The 18,456-nt window shown below is 41.6% G+C and carries 23 protein-coding genes; 14 read left to right on the top strand and 9 right to left on the bottom strand.

Annotation, left to right across the window (positions count from 1 at the left end; translation table 11 throughout):
• The first annotated feature begins 285 nt into the window (after positions 1-285).
• From QT327_RS01860 to QT327_RS01895, 8 genes are all read left to right on the top strand, one after another.
• Entirely contained in the window at positions 286-1,212 is a 927-nt protein-coding gene (locus tag QT327_RS01860; protein ID WP_246860307.1) for a sensor histidine kinase, read from the top strand.
• Entirely contained in the window at positions 1,209-1,964 is a 756-nt protein-coding gene (locus QT327_RS01865) for a LytR/AlgR family response regulator transcription factor (RefSeq protein WP_013667610.1), read from the top strand. Before QT327_RS01860 ends, QT327_RS01865 begins: the two co-directional genes overlap by 4 nt.
• A gap of 139 nt (positions 1,965-2,103) precedes the next feature.
• Positions 2,104-2,724: a porin family protein gene (locus tag QT327_RS01870; protein WP_013667611.1), complete on the top strand. Its 621-nt coding sequence runs from the start codon at positions 2,104-2,106 to the stop codon at positions 2,722-2,724.
• A gap of 372 nt (positions 2,725-3,096) precedes the next feature.
• Positions 3,097-4,017 carry a DUF6268 family outer membrane beta-barrel protein gene (locus tag QT327_RS01875; RefSeq protein WP_289551814.1) on the top strand — a complete coding sequence of 307 codons (921 nt, stop codon included), beginning with the start codon at positions 3,097-3,099 and terminating at the stop codon, positions 4,015-4,017.
• 2 nt (positions 4,018-4,019) lie between these two features.
• Positions 4,020-4,619: a lysophospholipid acyltransferase family protein gene (locus tag QT327_RS01880; protein WP_289551815.1), complete on the top strand. Its 600-nt coding sequence runs from the start codon at positions 4,020-4,022 to the stop codon at positions 4,617-4,619.
• Positions 4,620-4,675: 56 nt separating this feature from the next.
• Entirely contained in the window at positions 4,676-4,906 is a 231-nt protein-coding gene (locus tag QT327_RS01885) for an LpxL/LpxP family acyltransferase (protein WP_289551816.1), read from the top strand.
• A 274-nt stretch (positions 4,907-5,180) separates the two neighbouring features.
• Positions 5,181-5,621, top strand: coding sequence for a hypothetical protein (locus tag QT327_RS01890; RefSeq protein WP_289551817.1), 441 nt, complete (start codon positions 5,181-5,183; stop codon positions 5,619-5,621).
• Positions 5,622-5,645: 24 nt separating this feature from the next.
• Positions 5,646-6,731: a DUF6695 family protein gene (locus QT327_RS01895; protein ID WP_289551818.1), complete on the top strand. Its 1,086-nt coding sequence runs from the start codon at positions 5,646-5,648 to the stop codon at positions 6,729-6,731.
• Between the two features lie 93 nt (positions 6,732-6,824).
• Here the strand turns inward: QT327_RS01895 and QT327_RS01900 are convergent, their stop codons facing one another.
• Positions 6,825-7,454 carry a nitroreductase family protein gene (locus QT327_RS01900; RefSeq protein WP_130855267.1) on the bottom strand — a complete coding sequence of 210 codons (630 nt, stop codon included), beginning with the start codon at positions 7,452-7,454 and terminating at the stop codon, positions 6,825-6,827.
• A gap of 105 nt (positions 7,455-7,559) precedes the next feature.
• Here QT327_RS01900 and QT327_RS01905 point away from each other — a divergent pair, with 105 nt between their 5' ends.
• The gene (locus QT327_RS01905) at positions 7,560-7,928 is read left to right on the top strand and encodes a winged helix-turn-helix transcriptional regulator (RefSeq protein ID WP_289551820.1); all 369 of its coding nucleotides are present in this window, start codon (positions 7,560-7,562) and stop codon (positions 7,926-7,928) included.
• A 127-nt stretch (positions 7,929-8,055) separates the two neighbouring features.
• Here QT327_RS01905 and QT327_RS01910 read toward each other — a convergent pair whose 3' ends face one another.
• From QT327_RS01910 to QT327_RS01925, 4 genes are all read right to left on the bottom strand, one after another.
• A complete protein-coding gene (locus QT327_RS01910) occupies positions 8,056-8,376 on the bottom strand; it encodes a putative toxin-antitoxin system toxin component, PIN family (protein WP_289551822.1) in 321 nt (106 codons plus the stop codon).
• Positions 8,357-8,587, bottom strand: coding sequence for a type II toxin-antitoxin system VapB15 family antitoxin (gene vap15, locus QT327_RS01915; RefSeq protein WP_289551823.1), 231 nt, complete (start codon positions 8,585-8,587; stop codon positions 8,357-8,359). The genes QT327_RS01910 and vap15 overlap by 20 nt, the downstream gene beginning before the upstream one ends.
• Positions 8,588-8,743: 156 nt before the next feature.
• A complete protein-coding gene (locus QT327_RS01920) occupies positions 8,744-9,610 on the bottom strand; it encodes an SDR family oxidoreductase (RefSeq protein ID WP_130855265.1) in 867 nt (288 codons plus the stop codon).
• Between the two features lie 77 nt (positions 9,611-9,687).
• Positions 9,688-10,257 (bottom strand): Crp/Fnr family transcriptional regulator, encoded by a 570-nt coding sequence (locus tag QT327_RS01925; RefSeq protein ID WP_130855264.1) that lies wholly within the window; start codon positions 10,255-10,257, stop codon positions 9,688-9,690.
• A 531-nt stretch (positions 10,258-10,788) separates the two neighbouring features.
• On the opposite strand from QT327_RS01925, the gene QT327_RS01930 reads away from it, so the two are divergent.
• On the top strand, positions 10,789-12,726 hold the full coding sequence (locus QT327_RS01930; RefSeq protein WP_289551824.1) for an ABC transporter permease: 1,938 nt from the start codon (positions 10,789-10,791) through the stop codon (positions 12,724-12,726).
• Positions 12,727-12,773: 47 nt separating this feature from the next.
• Complete coding sequence (locus QT327_RS01935; protein WP_289551825.1) at positions 12,774-13,106, top strand: ABC transporter permease; 333 nt, start codon at positions 12,774-12,776, stop codon at positions 13,104-13,106.
• A gap of 56 nt (positions 13,107-13,162) precedes the next feature.
• On the opposite strand, the gene QT327_RS01940 is transcribed toward QT327_RS01935, so the two are convergent.
• Positions 13,163-13,966, bottom strand: a complete 804-nt coding sequence (locus QT327_RS01940; protein ID WP_289551827.1) for an SDR family oxidoreductase — start codon at positions 13,964-13,966, stop codon at positions 13,163-13,165.
• 83 nt (positions 13,967-14,049) lie between these two features.
• Positions 14,050-14,937 carry a helix-turn-helix domain-containing protein gene (locus QT327_RS01945; RefSeq protein WP_289551828.1) on the bottom strand — a complete coding sequence of 296 codons (888 nt, stop codon included), beginning with the start codon at positions 14,935-14,937 and terminating at the stop codon, positions 14,050-14,052.
• Positions 14,938-15,325: 388 nt separating this feature from the next.
• On the opposite strand from QT327_RS01945, the gene QT327_RS01950 reads away from it, so the two are divergent.
• The 3 genes from QT327_RS01950 (at position 15,326) to QT327_RS01960 (ending at position 16,313) form a co-directional block, all read left to right on the top strand.
• Entirely contained in the window at positions 15,326-15,559 is a 234-nt protein-coding gene (locus QT327_RS01950) for a hypothetical protein (protein WP_013667625.1), read from the top strand.
• Positions 15,552-15,962, top strand: a complete 411-nt coding sequence (locus tag QT327_RS01955; RefSeq protein WP_289551829.1) for a putative toxin-antitoxin system toxin component, PIN family — start codon at positions 15,552-15,554, stop codon at positions 15,960-15,962. The genes QT327_RS01950 and QT327_RS01955 overlap by 8 nt, the downstream gene beginning before the upstream one ends.
• Positions 15,963-16,097: 135 nt before the next feature.
• A complete protein-coding gene (locus tag QT327_RS01960; RefSeq protein ID WP_289551831.1) occupies positions 16,098-16,313 on the top strand; it encodes an SDR family oxidoreductase in 216 nt (71 codons plus the stop codon).
• Between the two features lie 32 nt (positions 16,314-16,345).
• Here the strand turns inward: QT327_RS01960 and QT327_RS01965 are convergent, their stop codons facing one another.
• The gene (locus tag QT327_RS01965; RefSeq protein WP_289551833.1) at positions 16,346-17,272 is read right to left on the bottom strand and encodes a helix-turn-helix domain-containing protein; all 927 of its coding nucleotides are present in this window, start codon (positions 17,270-17,272) and stop codon (positions 16,346-16,348) included.
• 10 nt (positions 17,273-17,282) lie between these two features.
• On the bottom strand, positions 17,283-18,212 hold the full coding sequence (locus QT327_RS01970) for an NAD(P)H-binding protein (RefSeq protein ID WP_289551835.1): 930 nt from the start codon (positions 18,210-18,212) through the stop codon (positions 17,283-17,285).
• Between the last annotated feature and the right edge of the window lie 244 nt (positions 18,213-18,456).

Here is an 18,456-nt window from a genome sequence, read left to right on the forward strand (position 1 = left end):
AACGTTCAGTTTCTTGCATATGTTGTAAAAATTAACTGACCTTAAGTGGCTACCAATGATACCCATTCAGAAAAAAATATTCACAAAAAGAACATAACCAGTTAAATTCATCCCTTAAAAAATGAAGTTCATCAGAAAAGGAGTAGATTTAGTAATAAATCTTCGCTGGAAACTTTATTTTTGAGCATGCCTCGGGTGAAAAGAATAAATATAAAAAAACTGTTCATTTTTTTCTTCTCCACACTGATTTATGCTTTGTGTCAAATGCTTTTCAGCATTATTCTCATGAAGGAAGATTTATGGGCTAATTTCCACATACAGTTATCAGCACATTATATCGTTATCTTCATCATGTGTTTTGCTGATTATGGCTTACTGCTACTTTTAAATAAATATCTACCTTATTCCAAAAATATATTTTATCGTATTGTGGCGGGCCTTATAGGCATCACATTGATCTGTTTGGTCATTCTGTGGATGTTTAATTACATGATCTACGACGTATTTCATATACCTGAGGAAGGTCTTCCCCCCTTCCTGGTGAAATTTGCATTTGCCATGACAACCAATATCCCGATTCTGTTGGTATTTGAATTAATCTATTATTTCCAGTCGGAACAAAAAGCTATAGCCGACTCCGAAACAGCCAAGCGCAAAGTGCTGTTATTCCAGCACGAAACCTTAAGGTCACAGATAAACCCACACTTCCTCTTCAATTCGTTGAATGTACTTTCTTCATTAATCTATATCAATCCCGACAATGCCAATAAATTCACCAAAGCCCTCTCCAAGACCTATCGGTATGTACTTTCTCTTACCCGGCAGCCGGTTGTTTCGGTAGCGGAAGAATTAGATGCCTTGGATTCGTATCTTTTCCTTATGCGGATGCGGTTCGAAAACTCGTTCACTTTTACGGTAGATAAAATAGCGGACTGTGAAAAGAACAAAATTATTCCGCTCACTTTGCAACTGCTGATAGAGAATGCTTTTAAGCATAATATCGCAACCGAAGAATCACTGTTGCACATAAAAATTACGGTCGACCCTGATTATATTACGATTGAAAATAACATTCAACCGTCTAGCGATGTGGATAAAGGCGGTATAGGACTCAAGTACATTACCAAGCAATATAAGCTGTATGCCAAAGACGTCGTCGTGACGCATACCGGCGATCTATTTATTGTAAAAATCCCTTATATCCAACAATGAAATACCTAATAGTAGAAGACGAACGATTTGCATACGAAGAATTAAAACGGATGATGGCGAAACTACGCTCCGGTTATCTCCTGGAGAAGCAAACCAAAACAGTTATCGATACCATTGGTTTCCTGAAAGCATCTTCTGTCGATTTAATTTTGATGGATATCCGTCTGGCCGATGGCAATTGCTTCGAAATATTCAACCATGTAAAGGTCAACACGCCTGTCATATTTACCACCGCTTACGATGAACATGCCATCAAAGCCTTTAAGCTGAACAGCATCGATTACCTGTTAAAACCTTTTGATGAGAAGGAGTTAGAAGCGGCCTTAATCAAATTCGAAAACATCTTTCATAACCACCACTATATAACCGACCCCAAGCGTTTTGAGCAAATCCTACCGGTTAAAACCAAAAATCGTTTCCTGATATCGAAGGGAGAAAATTATCACTACATAGAAACCACTGATATCGCGCATTTTTATAGTGAAGACGGCGTCGTTTTTCTCCACACCCTTCACGATAAACGGTATATTATTAATTATACTTTAGATCAGCTAGAACAGCAAGTTGACAGCCGTTTGTTTTTCCGCGTATCACGTAACTGCATTGCGAACGTAAAAGCTATTGAAAGTGTTAACAAATATTTTAACAGCCGACTGAAACTTTCCTTCGTACCAGCATGTCCACATGAGGTGCTAGTCAGTCGTGTACGCGTCCCCGACTTTCTGCGATGGATGGACGGGATTGTGGAATAGCTCCAAACACGGAAAACTTCATCCCTTCCATTCTATAGTTCATAGGGCAAATTCTTAGGTCTGTCGCTTGCACCTTTCAATAGCGGATCATCCATCGTTCTTTTGTTCAACATTAAAAACAACATTAAATTTTAGAACGATGAACAAGAACGCAATCACATTTTTCCTAGCAGCCGGCGCCCTATTTCTTTCCCTACAAATGTCAGCTCAGGACAAACCTGTATCATTCGGTATTAAAACCGGACCAAATCTATCTAATTACCGCTTAGGTGGTGATATGAAAAACTTTAAAAGTAAAAGGAAAATAGGCGGTTCCTTTGGCGGTTTCGTTAAATACGATCTGAGTACCAATTTTGCCTTGCAATCCGGGATTGATGTGTATTATGACATCTCGAACCTAGAATCCAAATCAACTCAATCAACTACCAAGTTCAAATCCGTTGGTGTAGAAATTCCGCTCTATGGAATGGTTCAAGGGCAGCTAGGCAGTGGGAAAGCCTTTATAGGCGTAGGCCCTTATGTCGGTTATGGCGTCCTGGCAAAAGCCGGTGGCGTGAACCTGTTCAAAACGAATGGGGAGACCGGAAGACCTGCCCTAAAACGTTTCGATTATGGTGTCGGCGGCATTATAGGATACCAGTTTGATAAAAACTGGCAAATAAATGCCAGTTATCAATACGGGTTGGCCGACCTGCATAAAGCCCAGGGAGGCTCCATGAAAAACCAGCGTGCAGCCATCGGAATAGCCTATAAATTTTAAAAAAGCCAAGCCATAGAACAGGTTGCGTACAGCAGTGTAAATATATGCCCCTAAAGAAAACAGCAAATAAACGTAGGGTCTTCCATTTCATAATTGTCTTAGCGTTATACAAGACATTAATTATAGGAAGCAAGCGATGAAAACAAACAACAAGGGTCAAGCCGGTTATTTAAAAATAGGTTATGCCGTGCAATTTAATACACCTGAATTTCTGTACGCAATGGCTTTTTTCGAATTCATTTTATCCGGTTCATACTACACTTCATCCACCAGATGCTGAAGTCTGCCATCTATTGCTTTCGACATCACTTCATTCACCCTTCTTTTGCTTCCTATATAATAAATAAGTGCAAATAAAAATTTAAAAATCATATGAAGTTCATATCATTCTGCTTAACAACGTTAGCCATACTACTCTATCTCGAAGGCAACGCGCAACAAGTGTCTTTCAGAACCGAGTATATTGGAAATTCGGGCTATTATTATCTGCCTCCGGGTGAAAAACCACGAGAAAAAATCGGTAATAGCAAAGGTTCCGCCATGGTTTACCAAGGAGCCGTCAACATTCCCTTATCCATGAAAATGAATGAAAAGAATCGTCCCACAGCTTGGGGGATTGGCCTTGGCGGATCATACGTCTCTTTGAAAAACCGAAATTTTTCAGATGAAATGGTTTCCGAAATCATGAATATACAACTCGGGGTTTACCATCTACGTCCGTTAAATGACCGATGGTCGATGCGGGCCAGCCTAGGAGCCGGTATATTTGCTCCCACTACCGATTTCTCCAAGCTGACATTTAAAAATGTGCTGGGAAGTGGGGGCCTTGTTTTTATCCGGCACCTGAAACCGAATCTGGATATAGGCGGTGGCGTATCGATCAATAGTTCTTTAGGGTACCCCATGATATTTCCGGCGGTTTATGTTAAATGGAAGCTTCACGGAAAATACGATGTCAATGTAGAAGTAATCGAAGGCCTTGAATTATCGGCAGGTTACGATTTCAACGATCGGTTCAAACTATCTTATGCCATTGAAATGAACGGGCAGGTCGCCTTGCTGAAAAAAGACGGCAAAGACGTGATCTTCTCGCACCAGTATATCGTTACAGGCTTTCGTCCCGAGCTCAAGCTCGGTAAAACCGGGTTAACCATGACCGGTATGGTGGGACTAAACCTATACCGTCCGGCTGCGTACAGCGACAGAACCTTGAAGGGTATATTTGCATCCGATAATGATTACTTTTTTTCTGTTTCCCCTTATGCATCGGTTGGCTTAAAGATGAAACTCTAAATATGAACCCGAAGCAGATACTAAAACAACTTGCTTATAGAAGTGCTTATGCCGGCCTATACATAATAAGCCTGCTACCGATGACCTTTCTATATGCATTGGGTTCCATCACTTATTTTCTTGCTTATTATATCATCGGTTACAGAAAAGAAGTCGTTATCCAGAATATAGCACGTGCCTTTCCGGATAAGCGATACGGAGAAGTCCATGCAATTGTAAAAAAGTTCTACACTTGCTTTACCGCCTATTTTGCCGAAATCATCAAAAGCATTTCCGTTTCGGCTGAAGTGCTTGACAAGAAAATTGTATTTGAGAATCAAGAATTAATTGATCAGTACATAGCCTCCGGACGAGACGTTATTGCTTGCCTGGGCCATTGCGGAAATTGGGAGATGCTGAATTTTATGCCTTTTAAGATGCAATACGACATATATGCCGTTTACAAACCCCTTCGCTCAACCACGATGAATAAGCTGATGATTAGATTCCGGTCTCGTTTTGGCATGAAGTTATTACCTGATAAAGCGGTTGTACGCCAAATACTAGCTAAAGTTCAGGTCCGGCCGTCTATCTATTCCTTGCCGACCAATGTCCGCCGATAAAAGAAGAAAAATTCAGGTTCACTTTCTTGCACCAGGACACATACGTCTTTTCAGGCATGGAGAAATTGGCACGCACGAGTCGATCGGCCGTCATCTACTTACATATTACACAGCTATCTAAAGGGCATTACAAAATAACCTGTTTACCAATCTGTTCCGAAGCTTCAGCTACGCGAGAGGGCGAGATAACCCAAAAATATATAAGCCTCTTAGCCGAAAACATCAAAGAAGAACCCTATGGTTGGTTATGGACACACAAGCGATGGAAAGGATCTCCATCTAGCTGATATCCACCATTAAATTTACAGCATTCCAGATAGCAGCGGCTAAAAATCTTTAGCATAAAACATTTTTGATAATGAAATATCCATGATTACCAAAGACAAACACAAAATAATCCGGATATTCCACCTGCCTGCCGGTAGGCAGGTATGGCCTTTAAAAGAGAAGTCATTTACATATGAACCCGACATGATTAAAAATAATCATTAAGCACACAGGGCAATGATTATTTTAATCATCAAAGGCTCCATCTGACAACTAAAAACAAAAAATAAACAGATGAAATATTTATTAGTTGGAGATAACGGACAAGAAGAACAAATGTTACTCGACCATCTTGCAGCGTTTTTTTGGAACAATGGACACGAAGTGTATAGCCGTACCAGTTTAGGCAATGAAATCAATTATCAAAACATGCTAACATGCTGTGACTATATCGTTTTGCTGACCTTTCGAGATTATCCAACAGCATCATTCTCTGAACCAGGGCAGGCAGTATATGAACATGTTGGCTTAACGAAGAAGCTTCACAAAAAAATTATGCTTGTTTTTTCCAAAAATGGTGTCTATACCAATGCGATTCCATTTCCACATAAAATTTTCCATTTTGAGCACTTGAACAAAAAAGAATTAAGCCGTTTCTTCCGTTGGGGCACGAAATTAAATCTATTTATCAAACATTCACCGCATAGGGGTTACCGAAACTTCATCTTCCTTTAAAGTCTAACATAAAAAGAGAATATCATGCAGTCAACGATCACCTACAATGATATGGCCCTTATTTTAACATGGCCGGATACCACTATCCGCGGAGACGAAAAGTGGATGTTGTTTTTAAAGAAAATTGGCATCGTAAAAAACTTGAATTTTAAAGTAGGTCATACCGGTATTGTTATCATTAAACGAGAAACCGGCGAAATGCTCTTCTATGACTTCGGACGATATATCACGCCCCGGCAATATGGTCGAGCTCGTTCTAAATTTTCAGACCCTCGCCTAGCGATTACGATTAAGGCGAAATTTGAAGGCCGTACTATTGTCAACCTTGAAGAAATCGCAACGCAGTTTGAAGGATTGAAACCTGCCATGTATGGAGAAGGTATTCTTTATTTCGCTATTGCTCGTGGTATTAATTTCGAACGCGCCAAAGCTTACGGAGACGAATGTGTACTTCAAGGTGCATATCCTTATGGTGCCATCGCCCGCAACAACAATAATTGTTCACGATTTATTGTCCGCATGCTTGCTCGGTGTTCCAAGCGCTACAGCTGGCGACATACTATCAATTTCCCCGAAACAATTAAAGCAAGTCCCATCAGTAATTTAGTTAATGTAGTGCCAGATAGAATGATTTACTCATTTACACCCCATGAGGGCTTAAAACATGTTAAGATGAACCGTTGGCAGTCCGTTCGTTTTTTACTGAAAAAGCTAGGAGAGAATGTAAGCCAAAGAAAAGCCCGTCTTTTACCCGCCGACCACTCGGTTGGCCGCATGAACGCACCCTCAAAACCCATTACTGTGCCTAAAGAGGCACAGTATCTTGGAGGCGTGGGTGATGGAGCATGGTTCAGTATACAAGCCACTACTGGCGACAATGTCATCATTAAGCGGTTCACTTCGGAAGGAAAATTGGAGTATGTGATCCTTGGCGAAACAACCGAACCGGTTAACCTGTCACAACCTTTCGAAGTCACCTATGACAGTCACCTCCTCTTTACACATATCAAACAGCACAGAAAAAAGATTCGCATCGAGCATCTACAGCAACTGCCGGTAAACTACTCCCCGAGTGAATGGCGTTATAAGAATCTTCCCGTGGTTGGCTAACCGTCCCTGATCTTTTAAGCCAACTTGTCAATTTCCAGCTCATGGAAGTGTTGCGCAGCAATAGCAAGCGCCCCTACAGCCAGATTAAATCGTTTATGCTACAAAAGCAGAAAATTCTTCTATGGGCAACCTTACTTTTGGCATATCAACCAGGTAATCATTTTCCGCATCCCGATAGCCCAACGAAAGGATCACCGCCGTATGCAATCCCTTCTCCTTTAGCCCTAAAACCTCATCAAATTGGGCAGCATCAAAACCCTCCATGGGCGTAGAATCTATCTTCAATTCCGCAGCCGCCAGCAAGGCAGTACCCAAGCCAATATAAGCCTGTTTACTAGCCCAGACGGCATTTGCTTCCGCTGTATTTGCACTGAAATAGTTAACTAGTTTTTCTGTAAAATTAGCCATCCCACCTTCCGGTAAATTCCGTTGCTTTTCGGCCATTTTTATATATTCTTCAATATATGTTGTGGATATCTCGTTGAAAGCCGCAAACACCAATAAATGAGAAGAATTTACAATCTGTCCGTTAAACGAACCTGCGCCCAATTTGGCCCTTATCTCCGGATTAGAAACTACCAAAACCCGATAGGGCTGTATTCCGCATGAAGAAGCGGTTAGGTTGATGGCTTCTAAAATTTGGTTGATCTTTTCCTCGCTAACTTTTTCTGTGCTGTATTTTTTAGTGGCGTAACGCCATTTTAAATGATTAATAAGTTCCATTGTATAAATTTTTATGTTTGCGATGCAAAGGTAAAGCAGAATTGTTTAAATTTGCCACTAAGTGACAAAAAGTAACAGTGACATTTGGGTAACCAAGGGACAAAAATGAAATCAGAAAGTATACTAATCGAAGACTGTAGCCAAACCGTATTGGCTATAAACGACACCATGGAAATCTTAGGTGGAAAGTGGAAGGTGCTTATTATCGCCTGCCTGTGTTACCAATCCATGCGCTATTCCGAATTACTGAAGAAAGTTCAGGGCATCTCCGGTAAGATGTTAAGTCGGGAGCTGAAGGAGCTTGAAGTAAACGGATTGATTGAAAGAAATGTATTGGCCACTTCTCCTGTCTCGGTAGCCTATAAGATTACAGAGTACGGAAAATCATTAAAGCAATTGACGCAAACCATTGCCGAATGGGGACTTCAACACCGCGCACGTATTCTCAAAGACATGAGACAGGAAAAAGTTTAGGTGAAGCAGTAATTGTTTTGTAAGATTCTATTTAATCAGTTTACTTTCAAAGGCTGTTGGCGTTAGTATTTGGGCTGTTTTAAACGGATTATGTTCTAAGAGATCTTTATCTCCCGTGACTAAAAAATCAGCTTTGGAAAAAATCTATTAAATCTAATAGAAAATTGTCTTTGGGGTCTCTGCTAATTAAATGAGTTGATTTTATCTCAACGTTTTCACCAATTGTTTCCAACAAAACAATTAGTTCCTTCACACTTCCTTTCGGAAAATATTTTTTAAGTTTTTCACGGGCTGTTACAATTTTTATCTCCGTCAATAACTGCTCTGTAATTATAATCTTAATACGGCCGTCAACAATATATTTTTTTATTTTGGAGAGCTGCTTTCCTATTAAGAAACTAATCCAAACATTCGTGTCAAAAATTACTTTAACGCTTTTGTTTATCATATATTTCTTGCCTTACGCTTTCTACTTCTGCCGCAATTGTTTTTGCATCCAACTCGTTTGTTTTAAAGGTAGTCAACAACTGTTGGAGCTTTGAATCTATAACTTCTTTTTCCAATTCCTTGCTCAGCTTTATCTTCTGTTGCTTGGGCAACTGCTTAACCATGGAAAGTATCTGCTCAAAAGTGATATCTATTTGTAATGCCGTTTTCATTTCTAAAGCCGTTATTGTCTTCCAAATTTACATAAATTTATACTGATAAACAACGCTACTAGGAGAATTAGGCATCAAGTCGTATTCTCGTTTGCAGCCCAATTGATCTCTGTGATGGATTGCGGCAATACTCGCCGCAAACATCACCTTTTATACCTACAAACTCAATAAATCTTTCATTCCAAATGCTGTTAGTACTCGGTCGTATTCAACCTGAACGGCTTCATTAGCCGTTTTGACAATCTCTCCCGTAGATGGGTCAACCACGGTTCTTAACGGGCGTTGTCCTTTTGGTAAATTGATTAGCTTTACCACGGCATCTGCAATGTTTTGAGGATCCGGTTTTACAGTTTCAAACATCTGACTAAGGGCATTGAACATTTTTTCCGGAACTTCCGCTATCAATTTATAATCGTCAACAACCGATGTGTCAGATCCAGCTTGAATCTTTTGAGACATCTCAGTCGGGAAAGCCCCCGGTTGAATAATTGCAACATCTACCCCTAAAGGTCGTACCTCATAATGCAAGCCTTCGCTTAAACCTTCCAAAGCGAATTTTGAAGCACCATACACCGCTGAAAAAGGGGGCGAGAACCTACCCCACCCACTCGAGACGTTGATGATCAAACCTTCCGACTGTTTACGCATAAAAGGCAAGGTCAATTTCATTAATCTCCAGGGAGCGATCACATTCACATCAAAAACTCGTTGCACATCGGCCGTAGTAGCACTTTCAGCCACCCCGAATAGGGCAACACCCGCATTATTTACCAATACATCGATGGTACCTTCCTTCGCTATAACAGTGTCAAAAGCCTCCTTAACACTGGTTTCATCTGTTAGCGTAACATCCAAAACGGTGATATTGGCTACCTGTGATAGCGCATTTGCCTTATCTGCATTCTTTCCTTGGGTGTCTCTCATGGTGGCATATACTTTATGCCCCAAAGCGGCTACACTATTAGCGGTAAGCCATCCAAACCCACTATTTGTTCCTGTAATTAATACAACTTTTTTGCTCATTGCTATTCATTTAAATTAATGATACAAAGCTCGGTATCAAAAAAGAGGAAGCATTTACCATTTGGTAAAAAGTGCGCTCAACGGATATTTCTTCGTATTCGGCTCAAGGATTGTTGCGTGATCCCAAGATAAGAAGCGACATGAGAAAGCGGCACACGATTGACCAGGCCGGGAAATTGTTCAATGAACGATAAATAGCGCGTAGTTGCATCCTCAGAAACCAGTGGGCTCCTTCTTTCAATCGCTTTTAACAAACAATTTTTTGTAATCTGAGTTATAATAGCGTCCCAGCCAACAATCGTATTGCCGATCTCGTCCCAACTTTTCTTTGAAAAAACGAGCATTTTGCAAGGGGTAACGGCCTGTACATAATCGGAGGCCACCACTTGTGCCTCAAACTTTTGTTGGTCAGAAACAAAATTGTTCTCGTCTACGAATGAGTGTGTGATCTCTTCGCCTTTGTTGTTGTAATAGCAGAAACGAACGATCCCTTCAAGAATAAACCCAACGTGTCTGGGGATCTTTCCAGCTTCCGAAAAATAGTCATCCTTATGAAGTTCCAACGTTTCCGCTTTGCTCAGAATGAAATCGATTTGCTGTTTGTTCAAATTCCCAAACTGTAATACGTAGTTGATAAACTCTTTCATACTTTAAATTTCGAACTTATTATGAGGAATCCGCTTACCATATGGTAAAAAGTTTTTTCGCTGCCTAATTTATCAATGGCTAGGAACCTGTTTAAAAGAACATTTTTTTTATTTTGATGTCGCTGCTCGTTGCTTCAGTATCGTCCAAGGCCATTTAAGCATTTCAGAACCTCAATGCAAAGGGGCTGTAGCGCCTAGGGAAGGACGGCCTTCCAGGGTGAGCGTAAAGAAAATTCGATTGGAAGGGCCGAAAAAACGTTATGCGAAAAAGCGAAGGAAAGGATTGAGATATGGGGCGGCTCCGCATAACGGCGGGTATGAAATCGAATTTTTAGCGAGAACTGGACAGCCTTGATGTTTGTCTCACTTTGCATCAAGGTAAAGTGAGATGAAAGCTGTGCGCCAATGAACAATCACTGTTCGAAAACGAACACTTGCTGTTAAAAACCAAAGACACAAACAACTAATAATCAAATCGATAAAATTATGGCTCCATTTATGTTTAGCTAATATTCAATTAAAGGGCTCGGTATGATAAAGAACTACATCAAAATCGCTTGGCGCAATCTGCTTAAAAACAAAGGGTATTCCATCTTGAACATAACAGGCTTGGCTATTGGTATGGCAGCTGCCATGCTCATCCTTTCCTGGGTACAAAACGAACGGAGTTTTGACCTATTTCACCATAAAAAAGACCAACTCTTTTTAGTAGGAAACCGAGCCAATTGGGGCGATAAACTTCAGGTGTGGTTCTACACGCCCAAGCCTTTAGGGCCGGCCGCCAAAGCGGAATTTCCGGAAATAGCCCATTACAGCCGCTACTCCGATAACAGTTTTCTGTTCTCCGTGGGCGACAAGAAGCTAAAGGGCCAGGGCGCCTTCGTAGATTCCGCTTTCCTTTCCATGTTCGATTTTCCGTTGCTCGAAGGTGATAAAGAGCATATCTTAAAAACCCCCACCGAAATTGTCATCAGCCAAAGCCTGGCTAAACGTTTATTTGGCAAAGAAGAAGCACTGGGGAAAACGCTCAAAATAGATAGTGTAGATGTAGTGACCGTCTCTGGTGTTCTAGCCGATATGCCCGGCAATACCCGGTTCACCGATGCGGAGTTCCTGCTTCCTTGGAAATACATGGAAAAGATTGGTTATAGCGACGACTATTGGAGCAACAACTCGGTACAAACCTATGTAGAATTAAATCCGGGCATCAGCAAAGAGGCAATGGACAGAAAGATTAAGGACATTACCAAGCGGCATAATGGACCGGAGGAAGACACGGAAGTCCTGCTGCATGCACTCCCCGACTGGTGGCTCCGCTCCAAATTTGAAAATGGAAAGATAGTGGGCGGGCGCATTGATATGGTCAACCTCTTCACGCTGATCGCCGTTTTCATCTTGGTGATTGCCTGCATTAACTTCATGAACATCAGCACCGCCCGAAGTGAGAAACGGGCCAAGGAAGTCGGCATCCGAAAAGTAGCGGGCGCCTATCGCGTGTCGCTGATCGGCCAGTTTTTAAGCGAATCCATTTTGATTGCCGCCATCTCCGGCGTCATCGCCCTGTTTATTACCTGGTTAGCCCTACCCTCCTTCGGCAATTTAATCAGCAGGCGTTTAGCTGTTGATTTTGGTCATTTCCAGTTTTGGTTAAACGCCGTAGGCTTTATTTTAATAACCGGCTTGCTCGCCGGCAGTTTCCCGGCATTTTTCCTTTCCTCCTTTCAGCCTGTTAAGGTGTTAAAAGGCACCTTTAAACAAGCAAAAGCCACTTTTAGTCTTCGTAAAATCCTGGTAGTTGTTCAGTTCACCATTGCCATCATTCTTATTATAAGCACCTTGGCTGTTCATAAACAAATCCAATACGCAAAAGACAGGGAAAATGGTTATGACAAAAACAATGTCGTTTATATTTCGGAGGAGGGCGAGGTCGCCAAGAACAGCAAGCTGATCAAAAATGAGCTGCTCCAAGGAGGTGTAGCCGTATCGGTCACGCGATCCAATTCTCCGATTACCGAAAGTTGGAGTAACAGTAATGGATTTTGGTGGCAGGGAAAAGCACCAAACGATAAAACACTTATCGACCGTATGTGCGCTGACGAGCACATTGTAAAAACAGCCGGTCTTCGTTTAGTGGCCGGCAGGGACATGGACCTGACGCAGTACCCTACCGATTCCACAGCGGTCCTTTTAAATGAATCAGCCGTAAGACTTATGGGCTTCAAAGACCCCATTGGCCAGTTGATCAAAGATAATGGCATTGAATGGCACGTAGTGGGCGTGGTGGCCGATTTTATTTCCCGTTCACCCTATGAACCCGTGGAACCCGCTGTCATCGAAGGAGCGAAAGGATGGTTTAATGTCATGCATATCAAGTTCAATCCTGCCTTATCTACGGCTACCGCGCTTGCTAAAACAGAAGCCATTTTTAAGCGCTACAACCCCAATTATCCTTCGCCTACAACTTTGTAGACAAAGCCTACGCCGCTAAATTCAAAGAGTCCGAGCAAACCGGCACCATGGCAGCTTTATTTGCTTTTCTCACCATCTTTATTTCCTGCCTGGGTTTATTTGGACTTGCCGCCTATATGGCCGAAAATCGGACGAAAGAAATTGGAGTCCGCAAAGTACTCGGTGCGTCGGTTTTTTCAATTACACGCTTGCTGTCCAAAGAATTTGCCTGGTTAGTCATCATTTCTTGTTTGGTAGCTTTTCCTATTGCCTATTGGGCGATGGATAAATTCCTGGAAGCTTACACGTACCGTATTTCCCTCGGTTGGGGTTTATTTATCATCGCAGGATTGGGGGGCGCTTATACTGGCTTTACTCACTGTGAGTTCACAAGCCATTAAAGCGGCAATAGCCAATCCGATTGATTCATTAAGGAATGAGTAAGTAAATGGTTTTTTTACTGTATTGCGCTACGCACAGCGTCTAAGCGTTTTTGTAATCCGTCTTGAACATGTTGTATGGCCACTTTTCCGATCGGCAATCTAAACGGAGGTTGCGCATGGACGGCACAATCGATTATAGCTTGCGCAACATCATACACATTGTCCAGTTCACCAAAACCCTCATCGATAAATTTGCGTAGATCGTTTACCGGTGTGTCTTGGTATACATCCAAAGCAGGCGCTATGAGCAGGCTACTGCCGAAGTTAGTTCCCGTTGGCCCCGGTTCGGCAATTGTAAACCTAATATTAAAAGGCCGTACATCCTGTGCGGTCGACTCGATGAAGCCCTCTATTCCCCATTTAGATGCATGATATAAGCTGAAGCCCGGATAAGCAATCTGACCGCCTTCTGAAGACACCTGTATAATATGTCCCCGCTCAGGCTGTTGGCGCATTACCGGAATCAGTGCTTTTATCAGTCGGATTGATCCTAACAAATTGACTTCAATCTGCTTCGAGATGACATGATCATCCAATTCCTCCACCGCTCCGAAAACACCCAATCCGGCATTGCTCACCGCAACATCTATTCGTCCCATTTCCGCCAGCGCTGCTGCCACTGCATTATAAATACTCTCTGTATCTGTCAGTTCTAAATAACCAACATGGAGTTGTTTAGGATATCTTTCTTTCAATTCCAACAATTGTTCCGTTTGCCGGAGCGTCGCAAAAACTTTGTTGCCCGATGCCAGCAATTGTTCCGTAAGAATACGGCCAATACCGCTTGACGTACCTGTAATAAACCAATTCTTTGTCATTATTTTACGTTATTATTTACAAGACAAAGTTCGTGAATAGGTTTAGGATCAATTTACAGAAAACGAACCATCATTTACAAAAATCAAACCTTTCGGTACTGCAATGGCGAAAGCCCTTCATATTTCTTGAAAAAGTTGGAAAAATGGCTAACTTCTTTAAAGCCCAAGAGATAGGCAATTTCCGAAATATCAATGGAACTATGCTTGATGAGAACACGCGCCTCCTGTAAGAAGCGTTGCTGTATTAACTGGGTAGTTGTACTTCCCATCGTTTTTTTCAAAACCCTGTTCAAGTAGTTTTCGTGAATCGCTAGCGTATCCGCAAAATCCGCTGCGTTCCGAAGGGGCACCTGCCGGTTTTTCAATTCAAGCGGAAACTGTCTTTCCAATAACTCCAAAAATGAGCCGGTAATCCTGCTAGCGGCTGCATCGTGCCGGTTAATCCGTGTTTCTTTCGTAGACACTTCATTTACACTGTGTAACACCTCAAAAATAAAATTCCGGATTTTATCATATTTATGTTGATACGCCGATCGGAAAGCCACGTCCATTTTCTCAAAAATACCTTCAATTTCATCGTACAACCCTTCCGTCAATTCAATAACATTATCCCCTTCAGGCCGAAACATTTGGTAGGCATCAATATTGCCAAAATGATGAAAAAACTCTTTGTTAAAAATACAATACACCCCACTGTGCGAATCCGCTCCCTTCGGAATCCAGTTATAGGGATAAGAAGGATTACCAAAGAACAAACCCCGCTTTTGAATTTCATAGGTTTTATCTGCGAGATGAACTGTATACGCGCCCTTGAGCAAGTTTATTTTGTAAAAATCCCGTCGATTGTAAGGGATAGGCTGTACGGCACAAGTATCCAATTCCTGTACCCAAAAAAGGTTGAAACTACCCAAATCCTTATTCAGTAATTTATTTTGCGATTTCAGGAAGTGGTTCATATCAATTCTTTTCATGTTCTAAAATTACAAAAATCAAACTAATTCCAGTGGGTGATTTCCGCTTCCTTTCATATTCATACCTAAACCGTCAATACAATGATTCTGCTAAGCTGCACCATCACGCTACAAAAGTTTTACCCAGCAGCAGTGCTTATCGTAATACTATATAATTCTTGCAGCAAATACATCGTATTACCGCAAGAGAAAAAATAGATTATTCACCAAATAGGAACAACGTTATCCACTACTACTGAACAATTTCATCCATTTGGAATGAATATCATTTGTATTGGCTTGTATACGAGTAAAAGATGACCAACGTAGCCGATAAAATAGCGATTACAAAATAACCATTCCTTCGATTTTTCTTATCTTTGATTATCAAACTAGATAAGATACCACGATGAAAACCATATCAATACAAGTACCTCCTGCTTTAGCTTCCGCTTATGAGCAAGCAGATCCGGACAGGAAACGAAAAGTTGAGATATATATCAATGCCTTTTTGAACGATTTCTTCAGCAATCAATCCGCTAATGAACGGTTGTTTGAAACAATGAGAAAAGCAAGCGCAGAAGCGAAGTCAAAAGGTTTTTCACAGGAGGAGTTGGACAAACTGCTGAATGAGGATGAATAATTATTTTATATTCGACACAAACACCTTACTCAGCGCACTATTCAACGAAGGCTCTACTGCTGGTCTTGCATTAAAAAGGGCAAGAATTTCAGGCACCTTACTGGTTTCGGATGAAATTGTTGCTGAGTACGTTATTGTCTTCTCTCGTGAAAAGTTTAATAGATGGGTGAAAATGGAAACCCGAATCGACTTCATTGAAAATATAATCAGCAATTCGATTTCTATTAATCCTGCGCAAACTATAACAGCATGTCGTGACCCAAAAGACGACAAGTACCTTTCTCTGGCTGTATCCGCCCAAGCTTCTTGTATTATAACCGGAGACAAAGACCTCCTGGTTCTGCATCCGTTTGATAAGATTCCCATACTTAATCCCACAGATTTTCTTACGGTATATAAATGACCATCTTTGTAAGACCTTCCAAAAGCCATTCTAATGTTATAAAAAGCCCAAATTAAACCTCTCAAAACGCAATTCCGGACTGCAAGAAGTGGTTCATATCAATTCTTTTCATGCTTTACAATTGCTGCACCGGACATGCGCATCAATGCTGTAGGGTCTGGTTATATCGATACGCCGTTGTTTGATCAGCTTGATGAAGAAAAAAAGCAAGCATTAATCGGCAAACGTCCCACTGGTCGTCTCGGAACAACGGAAGAAGTTGACAACCTCGTCCTGTTCTTGAGTGCAGAAACCTCTACTTTTATCAATGGCAGCTATTATGCAATTGATAGCGGGTATATAGCCATCTAAATTAAACAGCTGTATGTCGATCATTCAATTGGTTAATTAAATGAATGCCTGAACTCCAGTGGCGAGAAACTTGTTTTAGTTTTGAATAGTTTGCTGAACGACTGAAGGTGTTCGAATCCCAGTTCATAAGCGATCTCGCTTATAGAAAGGTTCGTGGTAGAAAGTTTCTCTTTTGCCAGCTCTATTAATTTATCATGCAGATGCTGTTGCGTACTTTGGCCGGTCAAAGATTTAAGTAAGCTACTCAGGTAACCCGGCGAAATATTTAAAGTTTCAGCAATCAGTGTAACACTTGGCAAGCCCTTGGAAGCCAATGCACCGCTATTGAAATACGCTGATAGGAAATCTTCCAGGCGGGTAAGTAATTCGTGGCCGGAGGCTTTCCTGGTAATGAACTGACGTTGGTAAAACCGTTCCGAATAGGTCAGCAGAAGTTCGAGCTGTGCAATGATAACTTGCTGACTGAAAGCATCTATGTTTGTATTATATTCCCTTTCGATCTGATCGGTGATGGCTGTAAGCATAGCCTCCTCCTTATCAGAAAGATAAAGTGCCTCATTTACTGAATAGTTAAAGAAATCATATTTTTTAATATTTTTTGCCAGCGGCGTATTCCATAAAAAATCCGGATGGATTAAGATCATCCATCCCTCAGGTTGTCTTCCTTCCTTCAGATCAATTGGTAAATCAATACCGAATACTTGGCCGGGCGACATGAAAAACAATGCACCTTCATCAAAATCACCGGTCTGTTGTCCGTACTTATATCGCGCAGGAGATGCCTTTTTTAGCGAAATCGTATAAAAATCGTAGATGACCCTGAAAGGAATTTCCGCGATGGGCATGTTAACGTCCTCCATACGGATAACGCTAATCAACGGATGTGCAGGACTTGGCAAACCCACGGCCCGATGACATTCAGGTATTGTACTGAAACGGAGCAGTTTAGTGCTATTCATCGATATAAAACTAACTATTTTTATGATAATCTCTCGCAAATTCTTTGGCAAAATCAGCCAGCTTAACCTTACCCATTTTAGGGTTGTTCCGGTGGAAGTTCTCCAAAGCTTTGCCGCTGTGCATCGCAGCCTGCATTTCTACAAGCGTATTGGCCAGTTTTTCCGGCACTTTGGCCATCTTCAAGCCCCGCAACATTTCCTTGTCAGACAGCAGAACCCATTTTAGCCATGGTTTACCTATTGCCGTACCTATGATCTTTGCCGCTTCGTTACAGGTCATTTCCTCGCTGCCCACGTAACGGATTGTTTTTGTTTCAGGATGTAATAACAGCTCCTCCGAAACGGCGTATGCAATATCTTTCGGCGACACGAAAACAATTCGATCCTCCCCACCATAATTGCCCAGAAGCAGGCCAGTCTTCCCGCTGAGCAAGGCCCAAAGCCCCGAATATCGCAACGTTAGAAACATACCCATTAAACCTTTACCTCTAATTAAGTCGATAGACTGATAGAAGTTGTTATAAAAAACAGTCGGGCGCAGAATCGTCAGGGAGATTTTTAAATGACCAAAAACGTGCTCGATATTCTCGTTCCGTGTCAGATCAGCGGCCCAACCACTCAACAGCACCACCCGCTTAATCCCAGCCGGTTCCAAAGCCTGTACATAATTTTGTGCCATCCTTCGTAAATAATCACCCAAATCGGGCTCCGTCATACTCAGAGGAACCATGGCATAAAGAGCATCCGCCCCCATAAAGGTGTCCGTTAAAAACTTAACGTCGGCAATCGATCCGATAGCAGCCGTAGCTCCCAAAGCTTCAATATCCGCCAGTTTTTTCTGATCACTGCTGATCACCGTTACCTGATGCCCTTGAGCAACCAGTATTTCCGTCAGCGGTTTGCCAATATTCCCCAAAGAACCCGTCACAATAATTTTCATAGCTTTATCTAGTATAAATATCTACTTCAACTTTTATTAATTTTCCTTTTGACACTACAAAGATCACTTAACTGCGTCAAAACGATTTATCCAAATCTGCTTTTGGTTTAGTCGAATCCGACATTCACGCTCCAGAAACCGCTAAATTCATATTCGGCTAAAACCAAGCATTACCTTCTTAGAATATTTTAATTTGAAGTGAAAGCAAAGGTATACTTTGCTGCAGGATACACACAGACAAATA

Origin of the sequence: Olivibacter sp. 47 (assembly GCF_030372825.1) — a bacterium.
In the GTDB taxonomy this organism is placed as follows: domain Bacteria; phylum Bacteroidota; class Bacteroidia; order Sphingobacteriales; family Sphingobacteriaceae; genus Olivibacter; species Olivibacter oleidegradans.